25 protein-coding genes and 1 pseudogene are annotated in these 25,483 nt (G+C 68.9%); 10 read left to right on the top strand and 16 right to left on the bottom strand.

Annotated features, from left to right (window positions below; all coding sequences use genetic code 11):
- Positions 1-278 precede the first annotated feature (278 nt).
- Positions 279-842, bottom strand: a complete 564-nt coding sequence (locus ACZ3H8_RS06835; RefSeq protein WP_467398397.1) for a Clp protease N-terminal domain-containing protein — start codon at positions 840-842, stop codon at positions 279-281.
- On the bottom strand, positions 842-1,051 hold the full coding sequence (locus ACZ3H8_RS06840; protein WP_018571396.1) for a helix-turn-helix domain-containing protein: 210 nt from the start codon (positions 1,049-1,051) through the stop codon (positions 842-844). The genes ACZ3H8_RS06835 and ACZ3H8_RS06840 overlap by 1 nt, the downstream gene beginning before the upstream one ends.
- Positions 1,052-1,122: 71 nt before the next feature.
- Between ACZ3H8_RS06840 and ACZ3H8_RS06845 the strand changes: the two genes are divergently transcribed.
- Positions 1,123-1,968 (top strand): MBL fold metallo-hydrolase, encoded by an 846-nt coding sequence (locus ACZ3H8_RS06845; protein WP_467398400.1) that lies wholly within the window; start codon positions 1,123-1,125, stop codon positions 1,966-1,968.
- Here the strand turns inward: ACZ3H8_RS06845 and ACZ3H8_RS06850 are convergent.
- The 3 genes from ACZ3H8_RS06850 to ACZ3H8_RS06860 form a co-directional block, all read right to left on the bottom strand.
- Complete coding sequence (locus ACZ3H8_RS06850) at positions 1,946-3,421, bottom strand: glycoside hydrolase family 5 protein (protein WP_467398402.1); 1,476 nt, start codon at positions 3,419-3,421, stop codon at positions 1,946-1,948. The genes ACZ3H8_RS06845 and ACZ3H8_RS06850 overlap by 23 nt on opposite strands.
- Positions 3,422-3,454: 33 nt before the next feature.
- Positions 3,455-4,420 carry a zinc-binding dehydrogenase gene (locus ACZ3H8_RS06855; RefSeq protein ID WP_307661193.1) on the bottom strand — a complete coding sequence of 322 codons (966 nt, stop codon included), beginning with the start codon at positions 4,418-4,420 and terminating at the stop codon, positions 3,455-3,457.
- Between the two features lie 270 nt (positions 4,421-4,690).
- The gene (locus ACZ3H8_RS06860) at positions 4,691-5,908 is read right to left on the bottom strand and encodes an NAD(P)-dependent malic enzyme (protein WP_467398405.1); all 1,218 of its coding nucleotides are present in this window, start codon (positions 5,906-5,908) and stop codon (positions 4,691-4,693) included.
- A 521-nt stretch (positions 5,909-6,429) separates the two neighbouring features.
- On the opposite strand from ACZ3H8_RS06860, the gene ACZ3H8_RS06865 reads away from it, so the two are divergent.
- The 3 genes from ACZ3H8_RS06865 to ACZ3H8_RS06875 are packed head-to-tail and all read left to right on the top strand — an operon-like array spanning position 6,430 to position 9,152.
- Positions 6,430-7,395, top strand: a complete 966-nt coding sequence (locus tag ACZ3H8_RS06865) for an ABC transporter substrate-binding protein (RefSeq protein WP_467398408.1) — start codon at positions 6,430-6,432, stop codon at positions 7,393-7,395.
- 42 nt (positions 7,396-7,437) lie between these two features.
- Positions 7,438-8,394 (top strand): amino acid ABC transporter permease, encoded by a 957-nt coding sequence (locus ACZ3H8_RS06870; protein WP_467398410.1) that lies wholly within the window; start codon positions 7,438-7,440, stop codon positions 8,392-8,394.
- Positions 8,391-9,152 (top strand): amino acid ABC transporter ATP-binding protein, encoded by a 762-nt coding sequence (locus tag ACZ3H8_RS06875; RefSeq protein ID WP_307661197.1) that lies wholly within the window; start codon positions 8,391-8,393, stop codon positions 9,150-9,152. Before ACZ3H8_RS06870 ends, ACZ3H8_RS06875 begins: the two co-directional genes overlap by 4 nt.
- A gap of 72 nt (positions 9,153-9,224) precedes the next feature.
- Here ACZ3H8_RS06875 and ACZ3H8_RS06880 read toward each other — a convergent pair whose 3' ends face one another.
- Positions 9,225-10,016, bottom strand: coding sequence for a class I SAM-dependent methyltransferase (locus tag ACZ3H8_RS06880; protein WP_467398414.1), 792 nt, complete (start codon positions 10,014-10,016; stop codon positions 9,225-9,227).
- A gap of 80 nt (positions 10,017-10,096) precedes the next feature.
- On the opposite strand from ACZ3H8_RS06880, the gene ACZ3H8_RS06885 reads away from it, so the two are divergent.
- Positions 10,097-10,726 carry a CGNR zinc finger domain-containing protein gene (locus ACZ3H8_RS06885; RefSeq protein ID WP_467398416.1) on the top strand — a complete coding sequence of 210 codons (630 nt, stop codon included), beginning with the start codon at positions 10,097-10,099 and terminating at the stop codon, positions 10,724-10,726.
- On the opposite strand, the gene sodX is transcribed toward ACZ3H8_RS06885, so the two are convergent.
- Positions 10,630-11,049 (bottom strand): nickel-type superoxide dismutase maturation protease, encoded by a 420-nt coding sequence (sodX, locus tag ACZ3H8_RS06890; RefSeq protein WP_467398418.1) that lies wholly within the window; start codon positions 11,047-11,049, stop codon positions 10,630-10,632. The genes ACZ3H8_RS06885 and sodX overlap by 97 nt on opposite strands.
- 150 nt (positions 11,050-11,199) lie before the next feature.
- On the opposite strand from sodX, the gene sodN reads away from it, so the two are divergent.
- Positions 11,200-11,595, top strand: a complete 396-nt coding sequence (sodN, locus tag ACZ3H8_RS06895) for a superoxide dismutase, Ni (RefSeq protein WP_215095254.1) — start codon at positions 11,200-11,202, stop codon at positions 11,593-11,595.
- Between the two features lie 187 nt (positions 11,596-11,782).
- Here sodN and ACZ3H8_RS06900 read toward each other — a convergent pair.
- A pseudogene (locus ACZ3H8_RS06900) lies at positions 11,783-12,276 on the bottom strand (hypothetical protein).
- A 13-nt stretch (positions 12,277-12,289) separates the two neighbouring features.
- Positions 12,290-12,889, bottom strand: coding sequence for a hypothetical protein (locus tag ACZ3H8_RS06905; protein WP_467398422.1), 600 nt, complete (start codon positions 12,887-12,889; stop codon positions 12,290-12,292).
- A 243-nt stretch (positions 12,890-13,132) separates the two neighbouring features.
- Between ACZ3H8_RS06905 and ACZ3H8_RS06910 the strand changes: the two genes are divergently transcribed.
- Positions 13,133-13,948, top strand: coding sequence for an aminoglycoside phosphotransferase (locus tag ACZ3H8_RS06910; protein ID WP_467398424.1), 816 nt, complete (start codon positions 13,133-13,135; stop codon positions 13,946-13,948).
- A 382-nt stretch (positions 13,949-14,330) separates the two neighbouring features.
- Positions 14,331-16,394 (top strand): hypothetical protein, encoded by a 2,064-nt coding sequence (locus ACZ3H8_RS06915; RefSeq protein ID WP_467398427.1) that lies wholly within the window; start codon positions 14,331-14,333, stop codon positions 16,392-16,394.
- A gap of 324 nt (positions 16,395-16,718) precedes the next feature.
- Here the strand turns inward: ACZ3H8_RS06915 and ACZ3H8_RS06920 are convergent, their stop codons facing one another.
- The 3 genes from ACZ3H8_RS06920 to ACZ3H8_RS06930 all read right to left on the bottom strand — a co-directional run bounded on the left by ACZ3H8_RS06920 (position 16,719) and on the right by ACZ3H8_RS06930 (position 19,841).
- Complete coding sequence (locus tag ACZ3H8_RS06920) at positions 16,719-17,534, bottom strand: ATP-grasp domain-containing protein (RefSeq protein WP_467398429.1); 816 nt, start codon at positions 17,532-17,534, stop codon at positions 16,719-16,721.
- The gene (locus tag ACZ3H8_RS06925) at positions 17,531-18,733 is read right to left on the bottom strand and encodes a low temperature requirement protein A (protein WP_467398432.1); all 1,203 of its coding nucleotides are present in this window, start codon (positions 18,731-18,733) and stop codon (positions 17,531-17,533) included. Before ACZ3H8_RS06925 ends, ACZ3H8_RS06920 begins: the two co-directional genes overlap by 4 nt.
- Before the next feature lie 124 nt (positions 18,734-18,857).
- On the bottom strand, positions 18,858-19,841 hold the full coding sequence (locus tag ACZ3H8_RS06930; RefSeq protein ID WP_467398434.1) for a LysR family transcriptional regulator: 984 nt from the start codon (positions 19,839-19,841) through the stop codon (positions 18,858-18,860).
- A 202-nt stretch (positions 19,842-20,043) separates the two neighbouring features.
- On the opposite strand from ACZ3H8_RS06930, the gene snpA reads away from it, so the two are divergent.
- A complete protein-coding gene (snpA, locus tag ACZ3H8_RS06935) occupies positions 20,044-20,697 on the top strand; it encodes a snapalysin (protein ID WP_467399917.1) in 654 nt (217 codons plus the stop codon).
- Between the two features lie 82 nt (positions 20,698-20,779).
- The gene (locus ACZ3H8_RS06940) at positions 20,780-21,244 is read left to right on the top strand and encodes a group II truncated hemoglobin (protein ID WP_467398436.1); all 465 of its coding nucleotides are present in this window, start codon (positions 20,780-20,782) and stop codon (positions 21,242-21,244) included.
- Positions 21,245-21,270: 26 nt separating this feature from the next.
- On the opposite strand, the gene ACZ3H8_RS06945 is transcribed toward ACZ3H8_RS06940, so the two are convergent.
- The 4 genes from ACZ3H8_RS06945 to ACZ3H8_RS06960 all read right to left on the bottom strand — a co-directional run bounded on the left by ACZ3H8_RS06945 (position 21,271) and on the right by ACZ3H8_RS06960 (position 25,427).
- Entirely contained in the window at positions 21,271-21,711 is a 441-nt protein-coding gene (locus ACZ3H8_RS06945) for a DUF6304 family protein (RefSeq protein ID WP_467398438.1), read from the bottom strand.
- Between the two features lie 378 nt (positions 21,712-22,089).
- Positions 22,090-22,671, bottom strand: coding sequence for a dihydrofolate reductase family protein (locus ACZ3H8_RS06950; RefSeq protein WP_467398441.1), 582 nt, complete (start codon positions 22,669-22,671; stop codon positions 22,090-22,092).
- 149 nt (positions 22,672-22,820) lie between these two features.
- Positions 22,821-23,858, bottom strand: coding sequence for a family 2 encapsulin nanocompartment cargo protein polyprenyl transferase (locus tag ACZ3H8_RS06955; protein ID WP_467398443.1), 1,038 nt, complete (start codon positions 23,856-23,858; stop codon positions 22,821-22,823).
- Between the two features lie 144 nt (positions 23,859-24,002).
- Positions 24,003-25,427 carry a family 2B encapsulin nanocompartment shell protein gene (locus ACZ3H8_RS06960; RefSeq protein ID WP_467398446.1) on the bottom strand — a complete coding sequence of 475 codons (1,425 nt, stop codon included), beginning with the start codon at positions 25,425-25,427 and terminating at the stop codon, positions 24,003-24,005.
- Positions 25,428-25,483: the final 56 nt, after the last annotated feature.

A 25,483-nucleotide genomic window follows, 5' to 3' on the forward strand; every position in this document is an offset into this window, starting at 1 on the left:
GCGGCTCCGCTGCACGCGAGTTGCACCGCTTTACGTCCAGAGGACGCCCCCTGCGCATCCCCTGCACCGGAGCGATCCGGGGCACCCGGCGGCGCGAAGCTGCCGCTTCCCGGGGGGGGTGGGGGCGTCAGCCCCCCACGTACCCCTCCCCCAGGGGGCCTGGGGCACCGCCCCAGTTTCGGGAAGGGGCGGGGTGGGGGACAAACAGCCCGCACCGCGTACGCCCGCACCCCGAACAGCCCCACCCCCCGCACCGCAAGGAACCCCGGACCGCAAGGTCACCCCGCCCGCGCCGCCCCGCCCCCGTACATCACCCGCTCCACCGCCTCGTACGTCGCCCCGTGGTCCGCCAGCACCTCCGCCACCACCCCCCGCCGCGCCGTCAGCGCCAGCAGCAGATGCTCGCCGCCGATCTCGCGGTCCCCGCGGCCCGCCGCGATGCGGAGCGACTGCACCAGCGTGCCCTTCGCCTCCGCGCCGAAGGGGCGCCGACGCGACCACCGCGCCTTCGACACCCCGCCCACCTGCAACGCCCCCGCCCCATGCGTCTCCTCGATCTTGGAGACGATCTCGGCCACATCGATCCCGAGCCCCGCCAGCGCATCCGTGTCCGCCTTTGTGAGACCGCCCCGCCGCCGCGCGTCCGCCAGCGCGTCCTCCACCGACCGGCGCCGGTCCATGATCCCCAGCGCCGTGAACGCGAACGCCGTCCGCGTCCCCTCCTGGTCCAGCATCGCCAGCAGCAGGTGCTCATCGGTGACAGAGTCCGCGCCCGCCCGCTCCGAGTGTTCTACCGAGCCCGTCACAACATCACGGGCATCCTTGGTGAAGCGTTCGAACATCACTGCCTCCCGTACTTCTTGTGTACAGCCTGCCGGCTGACGCCCAGCTCGGCCGCGATCTCCTGCCACGACCAGCCCTGATTTCGGGCACTGCGCACCTGTACCGCTTCGAGCTGCTCGAGAAGTCGCCGCAGCGCGGCGACCGCCCGCAGCCCCACCCGCGGGTCACGGTCGCCCGCCCGCTCGGCGAGATCGGTTGCTTCGGTCATAACTGTCAACCTACATTGACAGTTGTCCACTGTCAACCCCAGTTGACAGCACCCCGCCGTACCGTGGTCTCGTGATCGATTTCCGTACGCCCGCGTCCCTCACCGGCAGCCTCGACGTCCAGTGGCATGCCGGCTGGCCCTCTCCGAAGCACGACCCGGCCCCGGAGATACAGACGCATGCCTACGACGAGCACACCGTGATCCTGCGGCAGAACAAGTCCGTGCATTTCGAAGCCCCGTTCCTCTTCCTGCTGTTCGGGAACGAACGGGCGCTGCTGCTGGACACCGGAGCGACGGCCGACCCCGCGCACTTCCCGCTGCGCGCGACGGTCGACGCGCTGATCGAGCGGTGGCTGGCCCGCCATCCGCGCACGGAGTACGGGCTGGTGGTGGCCCATACCCATGGGCACGGCGACCACATCGCGGGCGACCCACAGTTCGCGGACCGGCCGCGCACCGAGGTCGTCGGGCCGTCACTCGACGAGGTGCGGGGCTTCTTCGGGTTCGAGGACTGGCCGGACGGCCGCGCCGAGCTGGACCTCGGCGGGCGGGTTGTCGACCTGCTGCCGGGCCCCGGGCACCAGGAAGCCGCGGTCGCCTTCCACGACCGGCACACCGGGCTGCTGCTGACCGGCGACTCCCTCTACCCCGGCCGGCTGTACGTCCAGGACACCGCCGCCTTCGCCGCCACCGTCGACCGACTGCTCGCCTTCTGCGCGGCCACCCCCGTCAGCCACATCCTCGGCTGCCACATAGAGATGACGACCACCCCGGACCGGGACTACCCCCGCGGCACCACGCATCAGCCGGACGAACCCCCGCTCCAGCTGACGACGGCGCATCTGCGGCGGCTGCGAGACGCCCTCGCCACGCACACGAGCCAGTGCGGCGACTTCATCGTGGTGTACGAGGAGTGACGGTGACGGTGACTTTGGCCGTGACCGTGACCGTGACCGCGATCCGCGCCCCGGGCAGGGCAAGGACCCGCACCGTCCCCGGTCTGCCCGCCGGCACCGTCCGGGTACTCGTCCAGGCCGGGCCGTCCACGGCGATACGCCAGCCGGTCGGGCCAGGAGGCAGGGAGACCTCTGTCATGCCCGCCCGCTCGGACGCCCGGTACACCAGGCGGTACATCCCGGTCCCCGGCTCGTACGCATCGGACGCGACCCGCCCCGCGACGGCCGCTGCGTACGGCGCCGCGGTCTGCTCCTTGTTCGTACGGAACAGACCCCGGTCGTCGACCGCGCAGTAGCCGCCGCCGTAGCACCAGACGTAGCCCGCCCAGCCCGAGCTGTAGCGGTTCAGGGAGGCCAGCGCCTCGCGGTAGAAGCGGGACATGTTCGGAAGGGAGTTGTTGAGGGGACCCCACTCCCCCACCACGACCGGGATCCGCTGCTCCTTCGGGTACGCGGTGACGGCCGCCTCGTACGACTCGATCCAGCCCGCCGACGGGTCGTAGTCCGCGCCGGCCTCCATCGCCGTGTTGTAGAAGTGCGGGGCGTAGACGACCTTCGGGTCCTCGATCCTGCCGAGGCCCGTGGGGACGCCCTCGCCCACGATCGGGGTCGGCTCGACGAAGACCCAGTTGCCGTCGTCGGCCGAACGGACCGCGTCCGCAAGGCGGTTGTACATCGGCGTGAGCTGATCGCGTTCGATCCGGCGGGCTGCGGTGGGCAGATCCTCGCCCACGCGCAGCTCACCCATCGGCTCGTTGATCAGGTCGTAGCCGAGGACGGCCGGATGGTGCTCGAAGCGGTCGGCGATGACCCGCCACATCCGCGCCTGCGCCCGCCGCAGGTCCTCGTCCTCGTAGAGGTGGGTGAAAGCACGTTGTACAGCCGGTTCGAAGTACTCGGAGAACCAGTCGTCCGGGTGCGGGGTGAAGGGCAGTCCGTCGGTCCTCGTCGCCCACTCCGGGATGCCGCGATACCCGAAGGCGGGGCCGAAGACATCCTGGTGGGCGTCGATGAGCACCTGGACGTCGTATTTCCGCGCCCAGTCCAGGATCCGCTCGATCTTGCGCAGATACGCCGCGCTGTAGTGGCCCTGCCGGGGTTCGAGGTCGTCCCAGAAGACCAGCAGGCGGGCGAAGTTGAAGCCCCTGGCGCGCATGTCACGAAAGTGCTTCTCGGTGATGGCGGAAAGCGCCCGCTCGCCGCGGTTCGTCTTGTCCTCGACGTTCCAGCCGCGCAGGGTGAGGGTGCGGCCGCGGTCGTCGGTCAGGCGTGGGATGCCGCCGGGACCGCCCGGGACCGCGGCGGCCGGAGCCCCCACGACCCCGACGGCCCCCGCGACCCCGACGGCGCCCGTGGACAGCAGAAGAGTGCAGCAGACCGCCGCAAGTGCCCGGATCGTTCGGCGCGTACGCATGGGGCGGATCCCATCAGCACACCTGACGGTCCATCAAGAGGGCGTCAGCACGATCTTTCCGAAGAGGTCGCCGCCGGCCATCCGCTCGAAGCCTTCCCTGGCCCGGTCCAGCGGCAGCACCTCGTCGATCACCGGCCGCACGCCTGTGGCCGCGCAGAAGGAGAGGAGATCCTCCAGCTCGTCCTTGGAGCCCATGGTCGAGCCGACGACCTTCAGCTCCAGGAAGAAGATCCGGGTGAGTTCCGCGTGCGAGGGGCGGTCGCCGCTGGTCGCGCCAGAGATCACCAGCGTGCCGCCGGGCCGCAGCGACTTGATCGAGTGCGACCAGGTCGCGGCGCCGACGGTCTCCATGACAGCGTCCACCCGCCGGGGCAGCCGCGCGCCCGGTTCGTACGCCTCCTCCGCGCCGAGTTCGACGGCCCGCTTGCGCTTGGCCTCGTCGCGGCTGGTGGCATACACCCGCAGTCCGGCCGCCTTGCCGAGGACGATCGCGGCGGTCGCGACGCCGCCGCCCGCGCCCTGGACGAGGACCGAATCGCCGGGCCGTACGCCGGCGTTGGTGAAGAGCATGCGGTACGCGGTGAGCCAGGCGGTCGGCAGGCAGGCGGCCTGCTCGAAGCTGAGCTCCTTCGGCTTGGGCAGCAGATTCCAGGTCGGGACTGCGACCTGCTCGGCGAAGGTGCCCTGGTAGCGCTCGGTGAGGATGGAGCGCGGCTCGTCCGGGCCGACGCCGTGCCCGGTCTGGCCGATGACGGAGTGGAGCACCACCTCGTTGCCGTCCGCGTCGATGCCCGCGGCGTCGCAGCCGAGGATCATCGGCAGCTTGTCCTCGGCGAGGCCGACGCCGCGCAGCGACCAGAGATCGTGGTGGTTGAGGGAGGCGGCCTTGACGGTGACGGTGGTCCACCCGGGGCGGGACTCGGGGGCCGGGCGTTCGCCCAGCTCCAGGCCGTTGAGCGGGGCTTCACGGTCGATGCGTGCGGCGTAGGCGGCGAACATGACCTTGAGGGTAGGCCGGGCCGCTGCGCGGCGGAACCGCGCACCGGTGTGACACGCGTCCCGCCGGACCTGCGCCGCGTTCCGCGCATGCCTCGCGGCCGCCCCGGATCCATCCGATCGGCGGAACCCCCGGCCCGATCGGAGGAACCCCCGGAACAAATGTGGGCGCCCAGCAACAGCACCCAGCAACGGCGCCCAGCAGCCGCGACGGGCCGTGCCGGACCCCCTCAAGGGGTACGGCACGGCCCGTGCGCGTACATACCAGCAGCGTCAGCGCCTGGCGACACCCTCGGCGCGTGCGGCCGCAGCCACCGCCGCCGTGACCGCCGGAGCCACCCGCTCGTCGAACGGCGACGGGATCACATAGTCCGCCGCCAGCGCGTCGCCCACCACGTCCGCCAGCGCGTTCGCCGCGGCGATCTTCATGCCCTCGGTGATCTGGGAGGCCCGGACCTGGAGTGCGCCCGCGAAGATCCCCGGGAAGGCCAGCACGTTGTTGATCTGGTTGGGGTAGTCGCTGCGACCCGTCGCCACCACCGCCGCGTACCGGTGCGCGACCTCGGGGTGCACCTCCGGGTTCGGGTTGGCCATGGCGAAGACGAAGGCGCCGGGCGCCATCGCCGCGACCGCGGACTCCGGGACCGTACCGCCGGAGACGCCGATGAAGACGTCCGCGCCGGCCAGAGCCTTCTCCAGCGAGCCGCTCAGCCCCGCCCGGTTGGTGATCTCCGCGAGCTCCCGCTTGACCGGGGTGAGGTCCTCGCGGTCCTGGCTGACGATGCCCTTGCGGTCGGCCACGGCCACATCGCCGATGCCCGCCTGCAGCAGGAACTTCGCGATGGCCACGCCCGCCGCGCCCGCGCCCGAGATGACGGCGCGCAGATCACCGAGACCGCGCCCGGTCAGCTTCGCGGCGTTGCGCAGCGCGGCGAGGGTCACCACGGCCGTGCCGTGCTGGTCGTCGTGGAAGACCGGGATGTCGACCCGCTCCTGGAGCCTGCGCTCGATCTCGAAGCAGCGGGGGGCCGAGATGTCCTCGAGGTTCACCCCGCCGAAGGACGGCGCGAGCCGCACGACGGTCTCGATGATCTCGTCCGTGTCCGTCGTGGCCAGCGCGATCGGAACCGCGTCCACGCCGCCGAACTGCTTGAAGAGGATGGCTTTCCCCTCCATCACCGGAAGCGACGCCTCCGGTCCGATGTCGCCGAGACCGAGCACCGCGGTCCCGTCCGTCACGACAGCGACGACCTGAGACTTCCAGGTGTAGTCGTGGACGAGCTCCGGCTGCTCGGCGATCGCGCTGCACACCTTGGCGACACCGGGTGTGTACGCGAGGGAAAGGTCGTCCTTGTCACGCACCGGCACCGTGGCCTGGATGGCCATCTTGCCGCCGCGGTGCAGCGCGAAGGCCGGATCGAAGGGCTCCTCGGGAGCTCCCTCCGCACCGTCTTCGCTGTCGCTGCGAGGATTGACGATCTCCGCTGCCATTTGGTTGACCCCTTAAGTCTTCATCAGTTGAGGGTGGCCACTCCTGGTTGAGGAGGGGTGGGCGGGCACCGCGTCCGTGCCCTGCCTCAGCGGTTGGCCCGCCTGGCAGGGGGAGGTACGTACGCGCGGGCGCGCCGCACACGCGCCCTGAGCCCCGGATGAGGGGTGTAAACGTCCTTCTTACCTGACCGATGGCCCCGGCGACGAGTCGATATCCGCCTGCTGACATGACTCATGGCCGAATGTCAGGACACGTCAGCTTTGCGCCCGAAAATCCGCGCGAAGTGCCTGACGGGCCGCAGATCTTCCGGTCGGAAGAAGACATTCCCGTGAAAGGTCCGGCCTTGATGTACCGGCCCGAGGGGGTCCGGGGGTGTCCCGTTACCCGATTTTGACATGCGCTGCCCCCTGATTGGGCTAGTCCGAATGGCAAGATGCCGAAAACACTCAAGGTCGCGACACTCGAAGATGAGTGCACGACCGACAAATCGCACCCCCTCACCCGCCGGAGGATCCCGACCATGACCGCAAGCAACGCCTGTCGTACGACCGCAACCAGGTCCCGGATCGCCGCGGTCGGCGCGATCGCGGTCGCCGGCGCACTGCTGCTCACCGCCTGTGGTGACCAGACAGACTCGGGCTCGAGCACCAAGGAGTCCAACGGCGCCACGTCGGGCAAGGCCGCGCTCTTCGACAAGCTGCCGAAGAAGTACCAGGACGCCGGCGTGATCAAGGTCGGCACGGACGCCGCCTATGCGCCGATGGAGTTCGAGGAGGGCGGCAAGATCGTCGGTATCGACCCCGACATCGCCGCGGCCCTCGGCAAGGAGCTCGGCGTCAAGTTCCAGTTCACCAGCGGCACCTTCGACGGCCTGATCTCGTCGCTCAACAGTGGCCGCCAGGACATCGTCATGTCCGCCATGTCCGACACCAAGGCCCGCCAGCAGGGCCTGGACGACAAGGGCAAGAAGGTCGGCGAGGGCGTCGACTTCGTCGACTACTTCACCTCCGGCGTCTCGCTCCTGGTCAAGAAGGGCAACCCGGAGAACATCAAGTCGCTCGACGACCTGTGCGGCAAGAAGGTGGCCGTCCAGCGCGGCACGACCTACGAGGCCACCTTCAAGACCCAGGCCGCCAAGTGCAAGACGGACGGCAAGGGCGCGCTCACGATCGAGGCGTTCGACACCGACGCCGAGGCCCAGACCCGCGTGAAGTCCGGTGGCGCCGTCGCCGACCTCAACGACTACCCGGTCGCCGCGCACATCGCGAAGACCGCGGGCGGCGGCAACGACTTCGAGGTCGTGGGCGACCAGACCGAAGCCGGTCCGTTCGGCATCGCCGTCGACAAGGACAACGTGCAGCTCCGCGACGCGCTCAAGGACGCCCTCAACGCGATCATCAAGAGCGGCGAGTACGAGAAGGTCCTGGAGAAGTGGGACGTCAAGAACAGTGCCGTGACCGAGGCGACCATCAACGCCGGCAAGTAATCCGGCGTTCTCGCCTCAAGCGTTCAGTGAAGGGCAGTCACTGTGACTGACAAGTTCGACAAAACGCCCGCCGACGAGCCACCAGCGGATTCGGCGGTCAGCAAGGGGGCGTTCGTTCCCCCTGATCAGATCAAGGCCATCCCGGTACGGCACTGGGGCCGCTGGGTCAGCGGTGTCGTCGTCGTGGCGTTGCTGGGCATGCTCGTGTACTCGTTCTCGCAGGGCGACGTCAACTGGGGCACGGTCGGGGACTTCATCTTCGACGACCGGATCCTGGCGGGCATGGTCAACACGGTGCTGATCAGCGTGCTGTCGATGCTGATCGGCCTGATTCTGGGCGTTGTTTTCGCGGTCATGCGGCTGTCGAAGAACCCGGTGACGGGTGCGGTGTCCTGGCTGTACATCTGGTTCTTCCGCGGCACCCCGGTGTTCGTGCAGCTGCTGCTGTGGTTCAACCTCGCGCTGATCTTCCCCGTCCTGAACCTCGGGTTCTACAAGGACGAGATGGTCGACGTGATGACCCCGTTCGTGGTCGCTCTGCTGGGCCTGGGCCTGAACGAGGGCGCGTATATGGCCGAGATCGTCCGGGCCGGCATCCAGTCGGTCGACGAGGGCCAGACCGAGGCGTCGCACGCGCTGGGCATGCCCGGTGGCAAGACCATGCGGCGGATCGTGCTCCCGCAGGCGATGCGGGTGATCGTGCCGCCGACGGGGAATGAGTTCATCAACCTCCTCAAGACCTCATCCCTGGTGTCCGCGGTGCAGTACACCGAATTGCTGCGCGCAGCGACGAACATCGGCTCCACGTCGTTCGCGGTCATGGAGATGCTGCTGGTGGCCTCGGTCTGGTACCTGGCTCTGACCAGCGTCTTCAGCGTCGGCCAGTACTACGTCGAGCGGTACTACGCTCGCGGGTCGCTGCGGCAGCTGCCGCCAACGCCGTGGCAGAAGATCAAGGCCAATCTGGCGATCGGCCGTCCGAAGGGAGGCCTCGCATGAGCGCCATGGTGAAGGCGGAGGGCGTCCACAAGTCCTACGGCCCCGCGCACATCCTCAAGGGCATCGATCTGGAGGTCGCCCCGCAGGAGGTGTTCTGTCTGATCGGCCCCTCCGGGTCCGGTAAGTCGACCTTCCTGCGGTGCATCAACCACCTGGAGAAGATCAGCGCCGGCCGGCTGTCCGTCGACGGCGAACTCGTCGGATATCGGCAGAAGGGCGACAAGCTGTACGAGCTCAAGGACAGCGAAGTCGCCCTCAAGCGCCGCGATATCGGCATGGTCTTCCAGCGCTTCAACCTCTTCCCGCACATGACGGCCATCGAGAACGTCATGGAAGCGCCGATCCAGGTGCGCGGTGAGGCCAAGGCGGTGGCCCGTGCCCGTGCGGAGCAGCTGCTGGACCGGGTGGGCCTGTCCGACAAGGCCAGGAACTACCCCGCCCAGCTCTCCGGCGGCCAGCAGCAGCGCGTCGCCATCGCCCGCGCGCTGGCGATGGAGCCGAAGCTGATGCTCTTCGACGAGCCCACCTCCGCCCTCGACCCCGAGCTGGTGGGTGACGTCCTCGACGTCATGCGCGGCCTGGCCGAGGACGGCATGACGATGATCGTCGTCACGCACGAGATGGGCTTCGCGCGTGAGGTCGGCGACGCGCTGGTCTTCATGGACGACGGCGTGGTGGTCGAGTCGGGCCACCCGCGCGACGTTCTGACGAACCCGCAGCACGACCGTACGAAGTCGTTCCTCTCGAAGGTGCTTTAAGCGGTACGAAGCGGTACGGGAGAGGGCGGTACGGACCTTGTGGTCCGTACCGCCCTTTTTCGTTCCCCGCGGTTACTTGAGGGCGAGCAGCAGGGTGTCGGAAGGCGATGCCCACACGGCCCGGGCCTCCCCGAACCCGGCCGTGCGCAGCTTCTCCGCGTGCCAGTGCATGGACGGCATGTCCCCGTCCGCGTGCTCGCCGTAGATCTCGTAGCGCTTCGCCGTCGGCTCGGCGAGTACGGGGTCCTTGGCGGCCAGCGCCCACCAGTCGGCCCAGTCGAGCGCGCCGGCGGCCTTGGCGCGGTCCATCTGCGCGTGCCGGTGGGCGCGCTCGGCGGCGTTGATGCGCGGGGTGGTGCGGTCGATCATGTGGTCGGCGTTCATGAAGACGCCGCCTTCCCGCACGACCCCGGCGATCTGTCCGTACAGCGCGGTCAGCGGTCCGCTGCGCAGCCAGTGCAGCGCGGTGGCGGTGAGCACGGCGTCGTACGAGTCGTACGGCAGCTTCGTCGCCCAGTCGGGGTCCTTCAGGTCGGCCGTGACGAAGGTGACCCGCTCGTCGCCCTCGAAGTAGCCCCGGGCGATGGTCAACAGGGCGGGATCCAGATCGACCCCCGTGCTGGTGGACTTCGGGAACCGCCGGAACAGCCGGTCCGTAATACTTCCCGTACCGCACGCGAGATCCAGCACCCGTGGCTCGGGGCCCACCAGGGCCTCGACCATGTCCAGCATCACCCGGAACCGCTCCTCGCGATCGGGCATGTACCACTCCTGCTGCCGGTCCCAGCTCTCCTGCCAGGCCCGCCAGTCGGCTCCTGCTCCCGTACTCGTATCCGCACCCGTCCCTGTCACCGTCTCCGACACCGGAACCCTCCCGTCCGTAATACCCTCGAAGCTATAGCAGCTGTTACGTCGACATTAGAACGCGGCGGTAAGGACTACAAGTGGAACTGGCCCATTACTCGGACTATGCGGTGCGCCTGGTCAACACCGAGGAGCCGGCCCGCAGCAAGGACTCCCTCACCTCGGTCGAGGCCGTCCGGGAGCTCTTCCGCCCGTCCGCCCAGGCAGCGCGCCGTGCCACCGAGGCGGACGTCACCCGCTTCCGGTCGGTACGAGGCCGGCTGCGCGCGGTCTTCACCGCCGCCGACGCGGGCGACGAGACCCAGGCGGTCGACCTGCTCAACTCGCTGCTGCTGGAGTTCCCGGTCAATCCGCAGATCTCGGGCCACGACCACCGGGACGAGGACGGCCGCCCGAAGTGGCACATGCACCTGGCCGACCACCCCTCCAACGCGACGGCGGGGTACGCCGCGATCGCCGCGATGGGGCTCGCGTTCCATCTCACGGAGTACGGAGTGGACCGGCTCGGCCTGTGCCAGGCGACGCCGTGCCGCAACGCCTACCTCGACACCTCGACCAACCGCTCCCGCCGCTACTGCTCGGACCGCTGCGCGACCCGCGCCAATGTGGCCGCCTACCGCGCCCGCAAACGCCTGGAGACGGAACGGTCGCAGAGCACGGGCCGCACTGCCGAGAACGCCCAGGAGGCGACGGCGCGCACGGAGCGCTGACGCTCCGCGAGCGGCCGGTATCTGCCGCGTACCCGCCCCAGCAGCAGCTCATGGGGCACGGTGCCGAACAGCCGGCTGTCCCCCTCGGCCCCCGGGTTGTCCCCCAGTACCCACCAGCCGTCCTCGCGCCGCTCGACGAGCCGCTTGACGATGAGCAGATCCTGCTGGAGCGGATGGCGCAGCACGGCGACGTCGCCGGCCTTCACCTCCGCGCCGTAGTGGACCAGCAGTTGATCGCCGTGTTTGAGCGTCGGGTACATGGAAGGACCTGTCACTTCGGCGACTCCGAACGGCGCTTTCGGCTCCCGCCCCTGCTCAGTCATCCGCCACCTCCGAGTCCCACAGTACGTTTGGCCACCAGTCCCATACTGACCCTGGACTTTTGTCCTAAGCCCTAGGGGGCACTCGCGAAAACACGTCACTCACGGAGTAATGTCCCACCTGAGAAGACGATCACGAGGAAGGACAGCTCAATGCTCTCCCGCCTGTTTGCCCCCAAGGTGAAGGTCAGCGCCCACTGCGACCTGCCCTGCGGTGTCTACGACCCGGCCCAGGCCCGCATCGAGGCCGAGTCGGTCAAGGCCGTCCAGGAGAAGTTCCAGGCCAACGAGGACCCGCACTTCCGGGCCCGCGCCACGGTCATCAAGGAGCAGCGCGCGGAACTCGCCAAGCACCACGTCTCGGTGCTGTGGAGCGACTACTTCAAGCCGCCGCACTTCGAGAAGTACCCGGAGCTGCACCAGCTGGTCAACGACGCCCTGAAGGCGCTGTCGGCCGCGAAGGCGTCGACGGACCCGGCGACGGGCCAGAAGGCGCTGGACTACATCGCCCAGATCGACAAGATCTTCTGGGAGACGAAGAAGGCCTGACCTTCCCGGTCACGTCTTTTTTGCGCACGTTCGCTTACGTACGACAGCACCCGGCATTCGCGCGGAGCCGGGTGCTGTCGGCGTTTTCGCTCCCGTGACGAAGCCCTCAACTCCACCGGACAGACGCAGCGCCAAGAAGCCGTGGACGCATCGCCAGCGGCAACTCGACAGAGTGTGGCACCGGTGTTCAGCCCCGGCGCGCGGCACCCTCCGGCCACACCACACCCACCGGCAGACCCGCCTCGCGGGCCTCGGCCACCACGTCTGCCGTGCCGCCTCCCTTCCCGCTGGGCGGCTCGCCGTTCCACACAGCGACGAGCCGATCGGAGCGCTCCAGCAACACCACATTCGCGGCCTCGTACGCCTGGCGGTTCGCCGCCTCGTGCGGCATGACGAGCACCTCGTCGGCGGCCTCGACAAGCCGATCGAACAACTCGGCATGGTCGGATTTGACCTTGTTCTGCCGGTAGTCCTGCGAGGGGATCACGACGACCAGACGCCCGCTGACCGCCAGCACGGCCTCCGCAAAGAGGGAGTCGGAGCCCTTGGCGATGCACGAGACGCCGACGAGTCCACCGTCCGCGTACGGCTTGAGCAGCTCGTCGAGCGCGGTGCGGTGCGGACGAGGGGAGCACTCGCCTCGGTCAGGTCCATGTGTCCGGTCCCTGCGATGGTCGTCATGGGCTCTCCCCGGTCAGCTCGACAGCAGGTCGCGGATCCTATCGCGGGCCTCGCGCACAGCCCTCGACGCGCTGTGCCCCACGGTGTACGGATAGAGTTCACCGAGCTGCGTTCGCACGCGGTCCGACCGAGTGTGACGGGCGGCATCGACGGCTCGGTGGGTCTCGGCTACACCGCCCCGGAGGTCACCGACGAGGAAGTGGCACTCGGCCAGGCCGATGCGGTCCAAGGCGTGGCTGCGGCCCGCCTCGGGGCCCCTCCTCGCAAGCGCCTGACGGATCTCGGCAGCGGCTGCCTCAGCGTGCCTGCCCGGCTCCTGCCGGGCGAGGTCGAGCAGTCGCCCGCCCGTGACACCCGCAAGCTCGGCCTCGTCGAAATACGTGATCCAGTACGGCTCTTCACCCCGCTCCGCATCGGCGAGCGCTTCGGCGGCTTGGCAAGTCGCCCGCCGAAATGCCGCGGTGCGCCCCATCGCGGCCAGCGCCCAGGCTTCCCGGGTATGGAGCATGGCGCGCACCCTGGCACCCGCGACCCCATGTGAACCCTCCTGCGCCAGCCGTACAAGCTCCAGCGCGTCCTGAGGTTTGTCGCGGTAGAGCATCTGACGGGCCATCCCCGCAAGGACGTTGGCGCCGAACACTCTGTCGTCGGCGGCGTGCGCCTACCCGTCCGGCCGAGGCTGAGGAGGGCGACCTCCTCATCGAGCTGATCGAGGATCTGGACGCCTTTGCTCAGGCCGCCATGCCCGGCTGCGGCGACGACAACCCGTACAACTGACCCACCCAAGAAGGGGCCTTGCGGCGTCTTCCCGCGCCGCAAGGCCCGTTCGGCGACCTCATCTGGGAGCCTGTCCACCATGGCTGTGACCGCCGTCGACTTCGACGACCTGCCCGCCCGAGTCCGCACCGCCATTGAGGCCGAGACAGGCCGGATCCTCAAAGCCGAGACCGTCTCCGCTGGCCTGAACAGCGCCCTGACCGCCCGTATCCACACGGGCGACGGAACCGTCTTCCTCAAGGGCCTGCGCACAGACCACCGCTGGGTCTGGACCCAGCAGCGCGAGGCTGACATTAACCCGCACGTCGCACCGCTCGCCCCGCGCTTGCACTTCCACTTCGTCACCGGCGGGTGGGACATTCTGGGCTTCGAGGCCATCGCCGGCCACCACGCCGACTACTCCCCCGGCTCGCGCGACCTCCCCAAGGTCGCCGCCGCTATGCGCAGGCTCGGCGAGATCGCCTGCCCTGGCATCGAGCTCCGCCGGGCCGAGCAGCGCTTGGCTGCCTACGTCGACAACCCAGCCGACGCGGAGCCATTCAAGGGCGACGCCCTGCTCCACACCGACTGGAACAACCACAACGTCCTCGTCACAGACGACCACACCCACCTCGTCGACTGGGGCTGGGCCACCCGAGGCGCCGCCTGGCTGGACCCCGCCTTCTGGATCATCTGGCTCATCGCCTCCGGCCACACACCCGGAAGCGCCGAAGCTTGGGCTGCCGAGATCCCCGCCTGGCACACGGCCTCTCCGAAGGCCGTAGAGGTGTTCGCCCAGGCCAACGTCCATATCTGGACCGAGATCGGGGGCGCCGCGCCAGACTCCTGGACGGAGCGCATTCTCACCGCCGCTCATGAATGGCATCAGTATCGAAGCGCTGAGACCAAGAGATGACACGAGACGAACTCCCTATATCAAATACGGCAGTTCATCGTGTGATACTCCCTGAAGTCCTGGTGTGCACCCACATGCGCTGCTACTACTAGTGGTGGAGCGCGCCCGTACTGCGCATCGACTCTGCATCTCGTGCCGGAGCTCTTCCGGAGGGACGAAGCAACCCCATCTTGCGCAGGCGAGGTCGGGCAACTGGCAGGGGTACGAACGCAGAGGGCGGTCCTACCCGCCTTGCCACTGCTCTAGTGGATCGCGCCACGGTATGACGGCACCAGACCTTCCCTCGGTGAGGTTGGAGCCCACTTCCTGGTGACCGATTGGTCGCTGGTCGCATGCGGCCCAGTCTCCCCACTGGCTGCGCCGTGCACCGGAAGGTCTCGCTGTGGAACCGATCGAAGAAGACCACGCCCCATTCCCCACGCCCGCTCCCGCCGACTGGCAGAAACGCTGGGTCGACGGCGTCCTCGCTACCGAGGGCGTCAACATCCCTCGGGCCGCACTGGAGCAGATCGCCCCGTTCATCGTGCAGCCCAAGGCTCTCCTCTACTCACCCCGTGCGCACGACAAAGTCGAGCGGCTCCGCGACGATGTTCTCGTCCCGATCCGCACGGACGCCGGCACCGCACTCGCCGTAAGCGTGAAGCTGGCGGGCTACGCCGGGGCAACCTGGTGGCACAACGAGCGCATCAGCACGGCGTTCCGTTCCCCCGTCGACCCCTCTGACGGCCCGAAACCCAACTTGCCTGCCGTGCGCCCGTGGACAGCAGTCACCACCGACGGCTCGGAACGAACCTTCAGCGCACTGCGCAGCGAGTTTCGAGCCCTCCCCGATCTGCTCACCACGATCGAACGCTCCGGCAACGAACTTGCCGGGCGCGACGGCCATCGGCCTTACGACCTACGCGAGGACCTGGTCCTGAACGGCCAGATGGAACCGTGCATGTACATCGCACAACAGTTGGTTCTCGACGAGGCATCCGTCAACGCCTCAGGGGATCAGCGTCCGTCCTCGTACTGGGTATGGCCTGCCGTACGCGGCAACAACCGCACCAAAGCCCGCCAGGAGCTACTCGGCCTCAGCTCCGCCGAGGTCGTCGCTGGCGTCCCTATGGCGAAGCTCGGAATGGACAGCCTGGACGTTTCCACCAATCCCGCTTACTGGCTGCCCAAGTACTCGTCCAAGCTCAACGACGAGTACAAGGCAGCTCGTGAAGCCGGTGACCTCGACACCCTCGCCATCCGAGCACACAAGGTCGCCGTCGTTACGGCACACCTTGTGATTGGTAGTCCCACCCCAGAGCGGCTCTACCGCATCGTCCAGAGCAGTAACCGCCGCGACCACGTGCACCCTCCATTGGAGTTCAAGCCCAACGACCGGAGCCGGTCACTCGGTCGCAGCATCCTCGGGGCATACAGCGCCTCCGGCATCCTGAGCGAAGATGTCGCCGATGTCTTGGCAGGAACCCAGCCCATCAGCCGACTCAACAATGGCCCCGGAGACGCGCCCGTTTCTGTACAACGAGACTGGCGGTCGATGCAGCTCCTGAGCGAACTGTTCCCCACGGAGGACGACCTTCGGCGTCAGCTCATCCGGGCAGCACTGAGCGAACCCGCCCCTTCAACGCTCGGGCGGCAGCATGTGAACCGGCGCCTACGAGCATGGTCAGCTCTCACGTCAGAGAGCTACCCCGAACCTTGGAACCCTCGCGTTGCGGATGCGCTCCCCGTTGCGCTCGCCAAAGAAGGTGTGACGCTCTCGGAGCGCCCCCTGCCTGATCTACTCGGGTCCGCAGACGAGGACTCCGATGCATTCGAGGAACTGCTGCTCTACCGAGCACCTCATTGGCTAGCAGCATTCGACCTCATCGACGCGGACCGCGGTTCTGTAGGCGCACAACGCGGCGACAGCGACACCGACCAGACGGTCGACAACGAAGAATCACTGCGCATTCGTCGTGGTGTGAACAACGCCATCGCTGCCATGCGCGCCAATCGAGTCCGAGCAGTCGGTTTGCTGCGAGAGCTGGCGGCCGCGATGGATGAGTCTGACCGACAACCGATGCAGATTGGTGAGTCAGGGGAGACGCTGGACAAGCCGGCCAGTCGGGCCTGGTTCAACAAGACCTTCCCGAAGGTGGCGGCAGCGACTCGCGCTGGCACGCCCGCGCCACAGCCGGACGCAGCCGCGGCTCCACCAGAAACCGACACAGAGGCCGTCAAGCGCCTACATAGGGAGCTGGCTGACGTTCTGACAACGCTCGAGGAGGGAGTCAAACTGCTCCCCACGATTGCCTCTCAGATGCGAGCTCATGCCCGGGCAGCGAATATCGCCCAGCCCCTCTCTGACAGCCGCGCCCAGAGCGCTGCTCTTCAGGTGACCGCTCTGCTTCAGCCTCTGCGGGAGCTCCCTGAAGTGCTCCTCGCTCTCGGAAATCGTGAGGCGTAGGGATACCGAAGCGAACAAGGGACTAGTGCAGCACGCGGACTGCCGGATGTTCTACCGGCAGTCCGCACACAGTCCGCAAGACACCCGATCATGACCATCGGCCACCAATAAAGAAAGGGCAGGTCAGCGACCCACCGGAAAGATCGCTGCGGGCCACCAACCTGGCCGATTACTTGGAGACGAAGAAGGCCTGACCTTCCCGGTCACGTCTTTTTTGCGGATGTTCGCCTACGTACGACAGCACCCGGCATCCGCGCGGATCCGGGTGCTCTCGGCGCCTGTGAGGCCCCGCCCCCTGGCAGCGCCTCCTCGTCCCGCGGGCTCTCACAGACCGCGGTCGCTCCGGAACGGGTGGTCCCGCTCGGCCACTTGCGCCCGCGGACCGGCAGAACGCAGGACGACGTCCAGGGCCCTGTCCGGGTCGGCGGCGTAGCAGGTGCTGAACCACGCCATGTTCGCCTCGACGACGGCCCACTCCTCGGTGGCCCCGTTCTCGGGTGTGGCCAACAGCCCGATGTCCACGACCGCGGCGCTGGGGAGCGTATGGGCGCAGTCGGCGAAGAATCGTCCAGCGAACTCCAGGGCGGCATCACGGTGGTGGTGCCCCTCCAGTGGCGCCGCGTCGAGCCGACCGAAGGTGGCGTACTGCGAACCCGTGCGCACCTCGCCGTCCAGAACGAACAGACGGAACTCTGCCACCCAGCTCACCACATCGCTGATCTGCACCGGAGTCTCGGGGGACAGCCCGGACTCATCCGGCAGACGGCTGCCGTCGGCGTAGACGGCGGCCGGGAAGCTTTTGTCCGTTGGCGGCTTGACGAACGCGGGACGCGTCAGCCTCCGTGCCGCACCCAGAGTCGAGGTAGCGATGTTCCGTCGGGTATACGCAGCGGGCAGCACCGACAGCCATGCGTCGGCCGGCTCCAGCAGCGCGACCGCGAGATCGTCGACTGCCCCCGCCGCAAAGGCAAAGGCAGGGCCGCCGTAGTAGTGCCCGCCCTGCCGCTCCCCCAGAGCACCTGCTCCGGCGTGCGCAGGTAGCACCTCCACATCCATCCCTCGCTGTTTGGCCGCTGCCGACAGGAGTTCACGGGTCGGGCTGTACTGCGGCGTCACCGCCAGGAAGCCTCGCCCGTTCATGCCGCATCCGCCTCCGCGGCCCCGGCCTTCCGGCTGTGCAGGACGACGAGTCCCGTTACGGCCGTAGCCAGCAGGAGCAGCGCGAGCAGCGCGGGAATCACGGCAACCAGCGCGCCCGCCCCCAGGCAGCCGAGCCCTCCGACGACGAGTGCCACCGGCTTTCGCCCACCGGTGCGCAGCAGAATCGCCGCCGACGCGAGCAGGAATACGCCGACGCCTCCGGCGAGCGCCCACGCCACCACGCCGTGAAGCGGTTCCGAGAGGTCGTAGTGCTCGCTGTCGGCGACCTGGTGAAGCACCTTCTTCATGCCGAGCGCGGTGAGCACGATTCCCGCGACGAGGGGCAGATGCAGGAAGGTGTAGGCATCACGCGCCAGGCGGGTGCGGTCGTCGCCGTCCAACTCGGTCAGCCGGTGCTCGGCACTCTCGCTGATCTGCCGGAAGTACAGCCGCCAGAGTCCGGCAACGACCAGCACTCCGGCAGCGGTTGCGGCCAGCACCGGCGTTGAGATGGGAAGGTTGGCCACTCCGACGCCGATCGCGACGATGGACTCGCCGAGGGCGATGATGACGATCAGGCCGTGCCGCTCGGCGAAGTGCCCCGGAGAGGCCACGCGCCAGCCCGACGATCCCGTGAGGTAGATCCCGAAGTAGTCGATCGCGACCGCGCCGAGCCAGACGAGTACTTGGGCCACGCCAGTGAGGCTGCTGCCGACGAGGAGCAGCGCGAAGGGCGGCGCCACCGACAGCAGCGCGGTACGGCGCAGGGTGGCATGGAGGGCCTGGTCACCGGGGCTGGAGATCCAGTAAGTGACCAGATGCAGGATCCGTACGGCGCCGTAGCAGAGCACGAAGACCAGGGGCGCGTACAGGCCTCCGGGTAGGTCGTCATAGACCTCCGGCACGGCCAGTGAGACGACGAGAACCACCGCCATCACTGCGACGAGGACGGCGAACATGGCTCCGGAGTCGGCTCGTACGACATTGCCCAGCCAGGCGAAGCAACACCAGCACCACCACAGCAGCGCAAGCACGACGGCCGCACCGACCAGCCGCAGTGCCGACGGGTCGGCCGCCATCAGAGCGGTGACCTGGGTGATCGCGTAGACGAATACCAAGTCGAAGAACAGCTCGGCAGGCGTCACCCGATGACCGCCCTCCGTGGCGATCAACCGGGACCGGTCTCTACCTGTCGGCACGGCGTTTCCCCTCTGGAGGCGGCACTCGGCTCGGCCGACTCCGCGCGGAAGGATACGGCCAAATCATGGCCGGACTCGGGGCTTGACGAAATTGCAGAGTTCCGGCTGCTCCAGTGGCAGCAAGTTACCTCCGCCGTGACGGGGGTAAGGCCGCGGGCGCGTGCAGCAGCGGGCTCTTGTGTCTGCGCAGCCACTGCCGGTACGCCGCCGCACGCAGCGCCGCCTCCCAGTACGCGTCCGCCAGCTCCGCGTACACCGCGTCGTACAGCTCCTGGCACTCACCGGGTCTGCAGAACAGCAGCAGCCGTACGGCGAGCGGGTCGCCACGCAGCGGCCGGATCGCCATGTCGTCGCGCGGGCCCGTGGTCGGCTGGCAGGGGGCGACCGCCTCCCCGACCGCTATCAGGGATGCGGCGGTGAGGTAATCCCCGTGCAGGACGGGCGGGTTGAGGCCGGCCGCACCCAGCACCCGGCGCAGCCCGTCCCACTCGCCGTCCACCGTCGGGTCGACCATCCAGCGGTCCTCGGCCAGATCGGCGAGTTCCACGACGGCCGCGGCGGCGGCAGGGTGGTCGCGGGCCATCGAGATGAACTGCGGCTCGCGCTCGACCAGTACGCGAGCGGACAGACCGTCCGGCACGAGCAGCGGACAGCCCTCCACCTCGTGCACAAAAGCGACGTCGAGCTGGCCCGCGGCAACCATCCGCAGCAGCGCGTTGGCCGAGACGTCCATGTGCAGCGAGATGTCGGTGCCGGGCAGCCGTTGCCGAAGCCTGCGCAGCCAGCCCGCGAGCGCCCGGCTGGCGGTGGAGCCGACGCGCAGCCGGGGGCCGTCGGCCCGGGCGGCGGCCGCCTTGGCCTCGACGACGAGGGAGGTCATTTCGGCCACGAGCGGGCGGGCCCGGCTCAGTACGGAACGGCCCAGTGGGGTCGGCCGGCAGCCGGTGCGTTCACGCGAGAAGAGCTCCGCGCCCAGGGAGTTCTCGATCCGCCGCAGCTGGGTGGTCAGGGACGGCTGGCTGACGCCCAGTTGCCGGGCGGCTTTGTGCAGGCTGCCGGTGTCGGCGATGGCGCACAGCGCACGGAGGTGCCTCACCTCGAGCTCCATGAGCCGAGGGTAGAGCCGCCCCAACTGTCACACCAGACACTGTAGTTGGGGCACAGCGGACGGACCGGGACACGGTGATGCGCTCGCCTTATCGGCAGTTGACATCATCCGCGACGGGGGCGGGCTCCCCGACACTCTGCGGTACCCGAACCCGTTCATCGGATTCATCGGACGAGCAGGAGCCCCCCACATGCGCAACCCCATGCGTCATCCCCGGACGTTACTCTCCGCCTCACTGGGCCTCGGCCTCGGCCTCGCCGCCGTGCTGGGCGCCGGACCCGCGACCGCGGCCAACTCCCCTGCGGCCGCAGCCCCTTCGTCGTACGCCGCCTACGAAGGATCCAGCGAGGATGCCAAGGCGACCAAGGCCTTCTTCGACGCCGTCGTGAAGTCGGTCGCCGACAAGCGCGCCGCGAACCCCGGCGCCAAGGCCGTGACCGTCGTCTACAGCACCGCCAACGCGCCCAGCTTCCGCAGCCAGATATCCCAGAGCACCCAGATCTGGAACAGCTCAGTCAGCAATGTGAAGCTGCAGGAGGGATCGGGCGCGGACTTCTCGTACCGCGAGGGCAATGACCCGCGCGGCTCGTACGCAAGCACCGACGGCCACGGCCGCGGCTACATCTTCCTCGACTACCGGCAGAACCAGCAGTACAACTCCACCCGGGTCACCGCCCACGAGACCGGGCACGTGCTGGGCCTGCCCGACCACTACCAGGGCCCGTGCAGCGAGCTGATGTCGGGCGGCGGCCCGGGCACGTCCTGCCAGAACGCCTACCCGGACGCGCAGGAACGCGCCCGCGTGAACGCCCTGTGGGCGGACGGCCTGGCGGCGGCGATCGCCCGCGTCTCCTGACCCCGCCCTACCTGCCCTGACACAAGAGGGGCGTCCCGCCGTCAGTGGCGGGACGCCCCTTCGTCGCGCATAGTGTGGTGCCATGACGAGACCGAGTGAGCGTCCCGAGACTCTGTACGAGGCCGTCGGCGGCAAGGACGCGCTGCGGCGGCTGAGCAACACCTTCTACGAGGCCGTCCTCGCCGATCCCCTGCTCGCCCCCGTCTTCGCCGACTTCACACCCACCCATATCGAGCATGTCGCCGTCTGGCTCGCCGAGATCTTCGAGGGCCCGGCCCGTTTCACCGCCGAACTGGGCGGCCACCAGGCGCTGCTCCGCGCTCACCTCGGGCTGTCGATCACCGAGGAACAGCGGCTGCGCTGGATGGAGCTGATGACCGCCGCGGTGGCGAAGGAGCTCCCGGACGACGAGCTGCTGCGCCGCCGGGTACTGGAGTACTTCGACTGGGGTACGAAGATCGCCCGCGAGGTCTCGGCAGACCCGGCGGGCACGGACCTCGGGGACCCGGGTCCTACCCCGCGCTGGGGCTGGGACGGCCTGCGCTGACCGGAGGGGTCACCCGGCGCGGCTACTCAGGCGCCCACCGGCGTACGCAGCGAGAACTCCGCGCCGGGCGGCAGCTGCTTCTGGATGCTGCCGAGAGCGTCGCCGAAGTCACCCCCGGCGACACCGGATTCGTACGCGGTCCCGCCGTAGTGCAGGGTCAGATTGAGGTCCGCCCGGTCCAGCGATCCGTCCTGCCGCGGCTCGCCGAGCGTCAACAGGCAGCTGAGCGTGGCCTGTTGGACCGCGCCGTCCGCGTGGACGGGCAGCGGCATGTCCCATTCCAGTACGCAGGACGACAGCACCCCGGCCGCGCCCACTGCCCTGAAGGCCGCGAATGTCGCCCCTTCGTACTCAACATCCCTTATGCGCGTGCGCAGTTGCCGCCCGCTCGCCGCGATCGTGAACGCTTCCGCGCCCGCGCGGTCGCGGTACCAGCCCGCCCAGACTTCCGTCGACTCCGATGACATGGCGCGGACTGTAGCGGTACGACTTGTTCCGCTGAACAGCCGGGATCCCTCAGGGCGTCCCGACCGCCGCGCCTGGCTCACCGCCGGAATCGCCGCCGGAATCGCCGCCGGGCTCACCGCCGGACTTCTCAGGGGACTTCTCAGGGGACTTTTCGCTCTGGCTCACGTCGCTCAGTGGACACCCGGGATGGTGGCACGGGCCGGGTTCCCAGACGGGGACGTATGCGCCGAGCGTCTTGTGTCGTTTGATGACCGTGCCGACAGGCTCTCCGCACGCCGGGCAACGGTGCTCGACCTGCGGGCTGCGGACGGTATCGCGTCCTTCGCTGCCCATACCCCCAGGATATGGCGGTATGGGCAAGCCGGACAGTCCTGCGGTCAGTGCTTCCTGCGGTACTTCCTGACGAGGACGCCATTGTCGAAGGTGCGGACGGAGTCGAGCGTGAAGTCCGCGATGCGGAACTCCGCGGCGAACATGGGCATTCCCGAGCCGAGGATCACCGGATAGGTCTTGATGACGAGCTCGTCGACCTCGTCCAGCAGCTGTCCGGCGAGGCTCGCGCCCCCGCAGAGATAGATGCCGAGCCCGTCCTCCTGCTTGAGCTCCCGGATCTTGGCCGCCACGTCGCCGGAGACGATCTCCACGTTCGGGTCGGGCGACTCCTTGATACTGCGGGACGCCACATACTCCCGCAGATGGGCGTACGGGCTGGTGACCTTGATGTCCAGCGCGAGGTCGTAGCTTGCCCGGCCCTGGATGATCGTGTCGAACTCGGTGTTCGGCGCGTCGTCTACGCCCAAGGCCTGCCGGGCCGGGGTCGGCAGGGTGTCCGAACACTCGGTCCTGAGGTAGTCGAGGAAGTCCCCGACCGCGAACGGGGTGAAGAAGTCCGCCTTGCCGTCCGGGGCCCCGATGAAGCCGTCGATCGACGCGGCGATGAAGTAGCTGAGCTTTCGCAAACCGGTCCTCTTCGTCAGGGATACGAGCGTGGCCGCCGACAACCGAGCCGCAACCCACTCCATCTATAGTGCTTCAGGCGTAGTGGGTTGTGCAAGGCCCTTCCCCGGCGAGCGTCTCAACCCGCTTGCGGCTCGCGCCACCTGCCGCATCAGCGGGTGCGGCGGGTGACGAATTCCGCCAGAGCCAGCAGATCGCCCGCCGCCGTCAGGTCCGGAACCGCGCGGGCGAGCTCATGGACGGCCCGGGCCATCCGGTCCGCGGCCTGGAGCTGTGCCCAGTCGCGGCCGCCCGCCCGGTCGACGGCCTCGGCGGCGAGGCACACGGCCCTGGGGCTCATCGGGCCGCGGTAGAGCTCGGCCAGGTCGGCGCCCGCCGGGGTGCCGGAGGTCAGGGCGGCGACCACCGGCAGGGACTTCTTGTGGGACGCCAGATCGGCGCCGGCCGGTTTGCCCGTGCGCGCAGGATCACCCCAGATCCCGATCAGATCGTCGATGAGCTGGAAGGCGAGCCCCGCTTCCCGCCCGAAGGCGTCCATGGCCGCGGCCTCCTCCTCGCCCCCGCCCGCGTACAGCGCGCCGAGCGCGCAGGCGCAGCCCAGCAGCGCGCCGGTCTTGGCCATCGCCATGGCGAGGCACTCGTCGAGGGAGACCTCCTGCGGCGCGCGCTCCTCGAAGGCGCAGTCCGCCTGCTGTCCCGCACAGAGCTCGATCACACACGCCGCGAGCCGCTCCGACGCGGCGGCAGACGCGGGGTGCCGGTCCTCGGCGAGCAGCTGCAGCGCGAGGGCGAGCAGGGCGTCGCCCGCGATGATGGCGTCCGGGGTGCCGAAGACCGTCCAGGCGGTGGGGCGGTGCCTGCGGGTGGAGTCCTCGTCGATGACGTCGTCGTGGAGGAGCGTGAAGTTGTGCGCCAGCTCCACCGAGGCCGCAGCCCGCACGGCCTGCCGCGGGTCCCCGCCGAGCGCCCGGGCCGCGGCCAGTACGAGCGCGGGCCTGATGGCCTTGCCCGCCGAGCCGGCCGCCGGGGTGCCGTCCGCGTGCTCCCAGCCGAAGTGGTACATCGCGACGCGGCGTATGGATCCGGGCAACGACTCGATGGTGGTGCGCAGTTGGGGATTGACGGCGCTGCGGGTGCGTTCCAGGAGGTCGACGGCCTCGCGGGCCTCGACGGTCTCCGACATGGTCATCTGGGCAGGCCTTTCCAGGTGTTGGGCACGCCGGGGGCCGACGGGGAGCCGACCGGGCATGGGCCGAGCGGGGAGCCCACCGGGCATGGGCCGAGCGGTGCGGCCGGGAGCGTGGCGCGATACCGCGCCCCGGGCCGGGCCGGATCACCGCCAGCGGCTCACCTCGACGTTCTCCAGTACCCCGAGCGCGTCCGGCACCAGCACCGCCGCCGAGTAGTAGGCCGTGACCAGGTACGAGATGATCGCCTGCTCGTCGATGCTCATGAAGCGCACGGACAGGCTGGGCTCGATCTCGTCCGGGATGCCGCTCTGCTGCAGTCCGATGACGCCCTGGTCGGCCTCGCCCGTACGCATGCAGATGATCGAGGTGGTCCTGGCCTCGGTGACCGGGATCTTGTTGCACGGGAAGATCGGCACACCGCGCCAGGCGGGCACATGATGGCCGGCCACCTCCACACTGTCGGGCACCAGACCGCGCCTGTTGCACTCGCGCCCGAAGGCGGCGATGGCCCGCGGATGGGCCAGGAACAGCTTCGACCCGCGCCGCCGCGAGAGCAGTTCGTCCATGTCGTCGGGGCTGGGCGCGCCGTCGTGCGGCTGCAACCGCTGCCCGTAGTCGCAGTTGTTCAGCAGTCCGAACTCGCGGTTGTTGATCAGCTCGTGCTCCTGGCGCTCCCGCAGCGCCTCGACCGTGAGCCGCAACTGCTGCTCGGTCTGGTTCATCGGCTGGTTGTAGAGGTCGGCGACACGGCTGTGGACCTTCAGCACGGTCTGGGCCACGCTCAGTTCGTACTCGCGCGGCGCCGCGTCGTAGTCGACGTAGGTGTGCGGGACGACGGCTTCGCCGACATGGCCCGCGGACAGGTCGATCGCCGCCTCGCCGTACTTGTTGGTCCGCTGCTGCGGCAGGGACGAAAGACCGGCCAGATGCGCGCGGAGCGAGTCGGCGCGCTCCGCGAGATTCAGCACATCGTCCCTGGTCAGCACGAGCACCGTGCATGCGGTCGCGGCACGCGCGGTGTACTGCCAGGAGGCCTCGCGGTCCAGCAGCGCCTGATCGCCGAAGTACGCCCCGTCGGCGAGGACGCCGAGCTCCGCCTCGTCGCCGTACGGACCGGTGCCGATCTGCTCGACCCTGCCGTGCGCCAGCAGATAGACGCGGTCCGCCGCGGTGCCCGCGGCGGCAAGCACCTCACCGGCCCTGAACTCACGCTGATCGCAACGGTTCGCCAGCTCGGCGAGCACCGCCTCGTCGCCGTACTCCCGCAGGGCTGGCAACTCGCCGAGCTCGGCGGGGATGACCGCCACCCGGTCGCCGGTCTGCACGAATGTCACGCGACCGTCGCCGACGGAGTAGCTGAGGCGGCGGTTCACCCGGTAGGTGCCGCCCTGCACCTGCACCCAGGGCAGCATGCGCAGCAGCCACCGTGAGGTGATCTCCTGCATCTGCGGGGCGGACTTGGTGGTTGTCGCAAGGTTCCGCGCGGCGGCCGTACCAAGACTCTGCTGCTTCGACGCCTGCTGCTCACTGACCTCGTCGCCGACAGAACCAACCGAACCAACCGACATGTGACTCCCTCTCGATCACGGGTCTGACCTGCACTCGAAAGCTTCCATCACGGAGA

This window comes from Streptomyces sp. NPDC002868, from assembly GCF_055563295.1.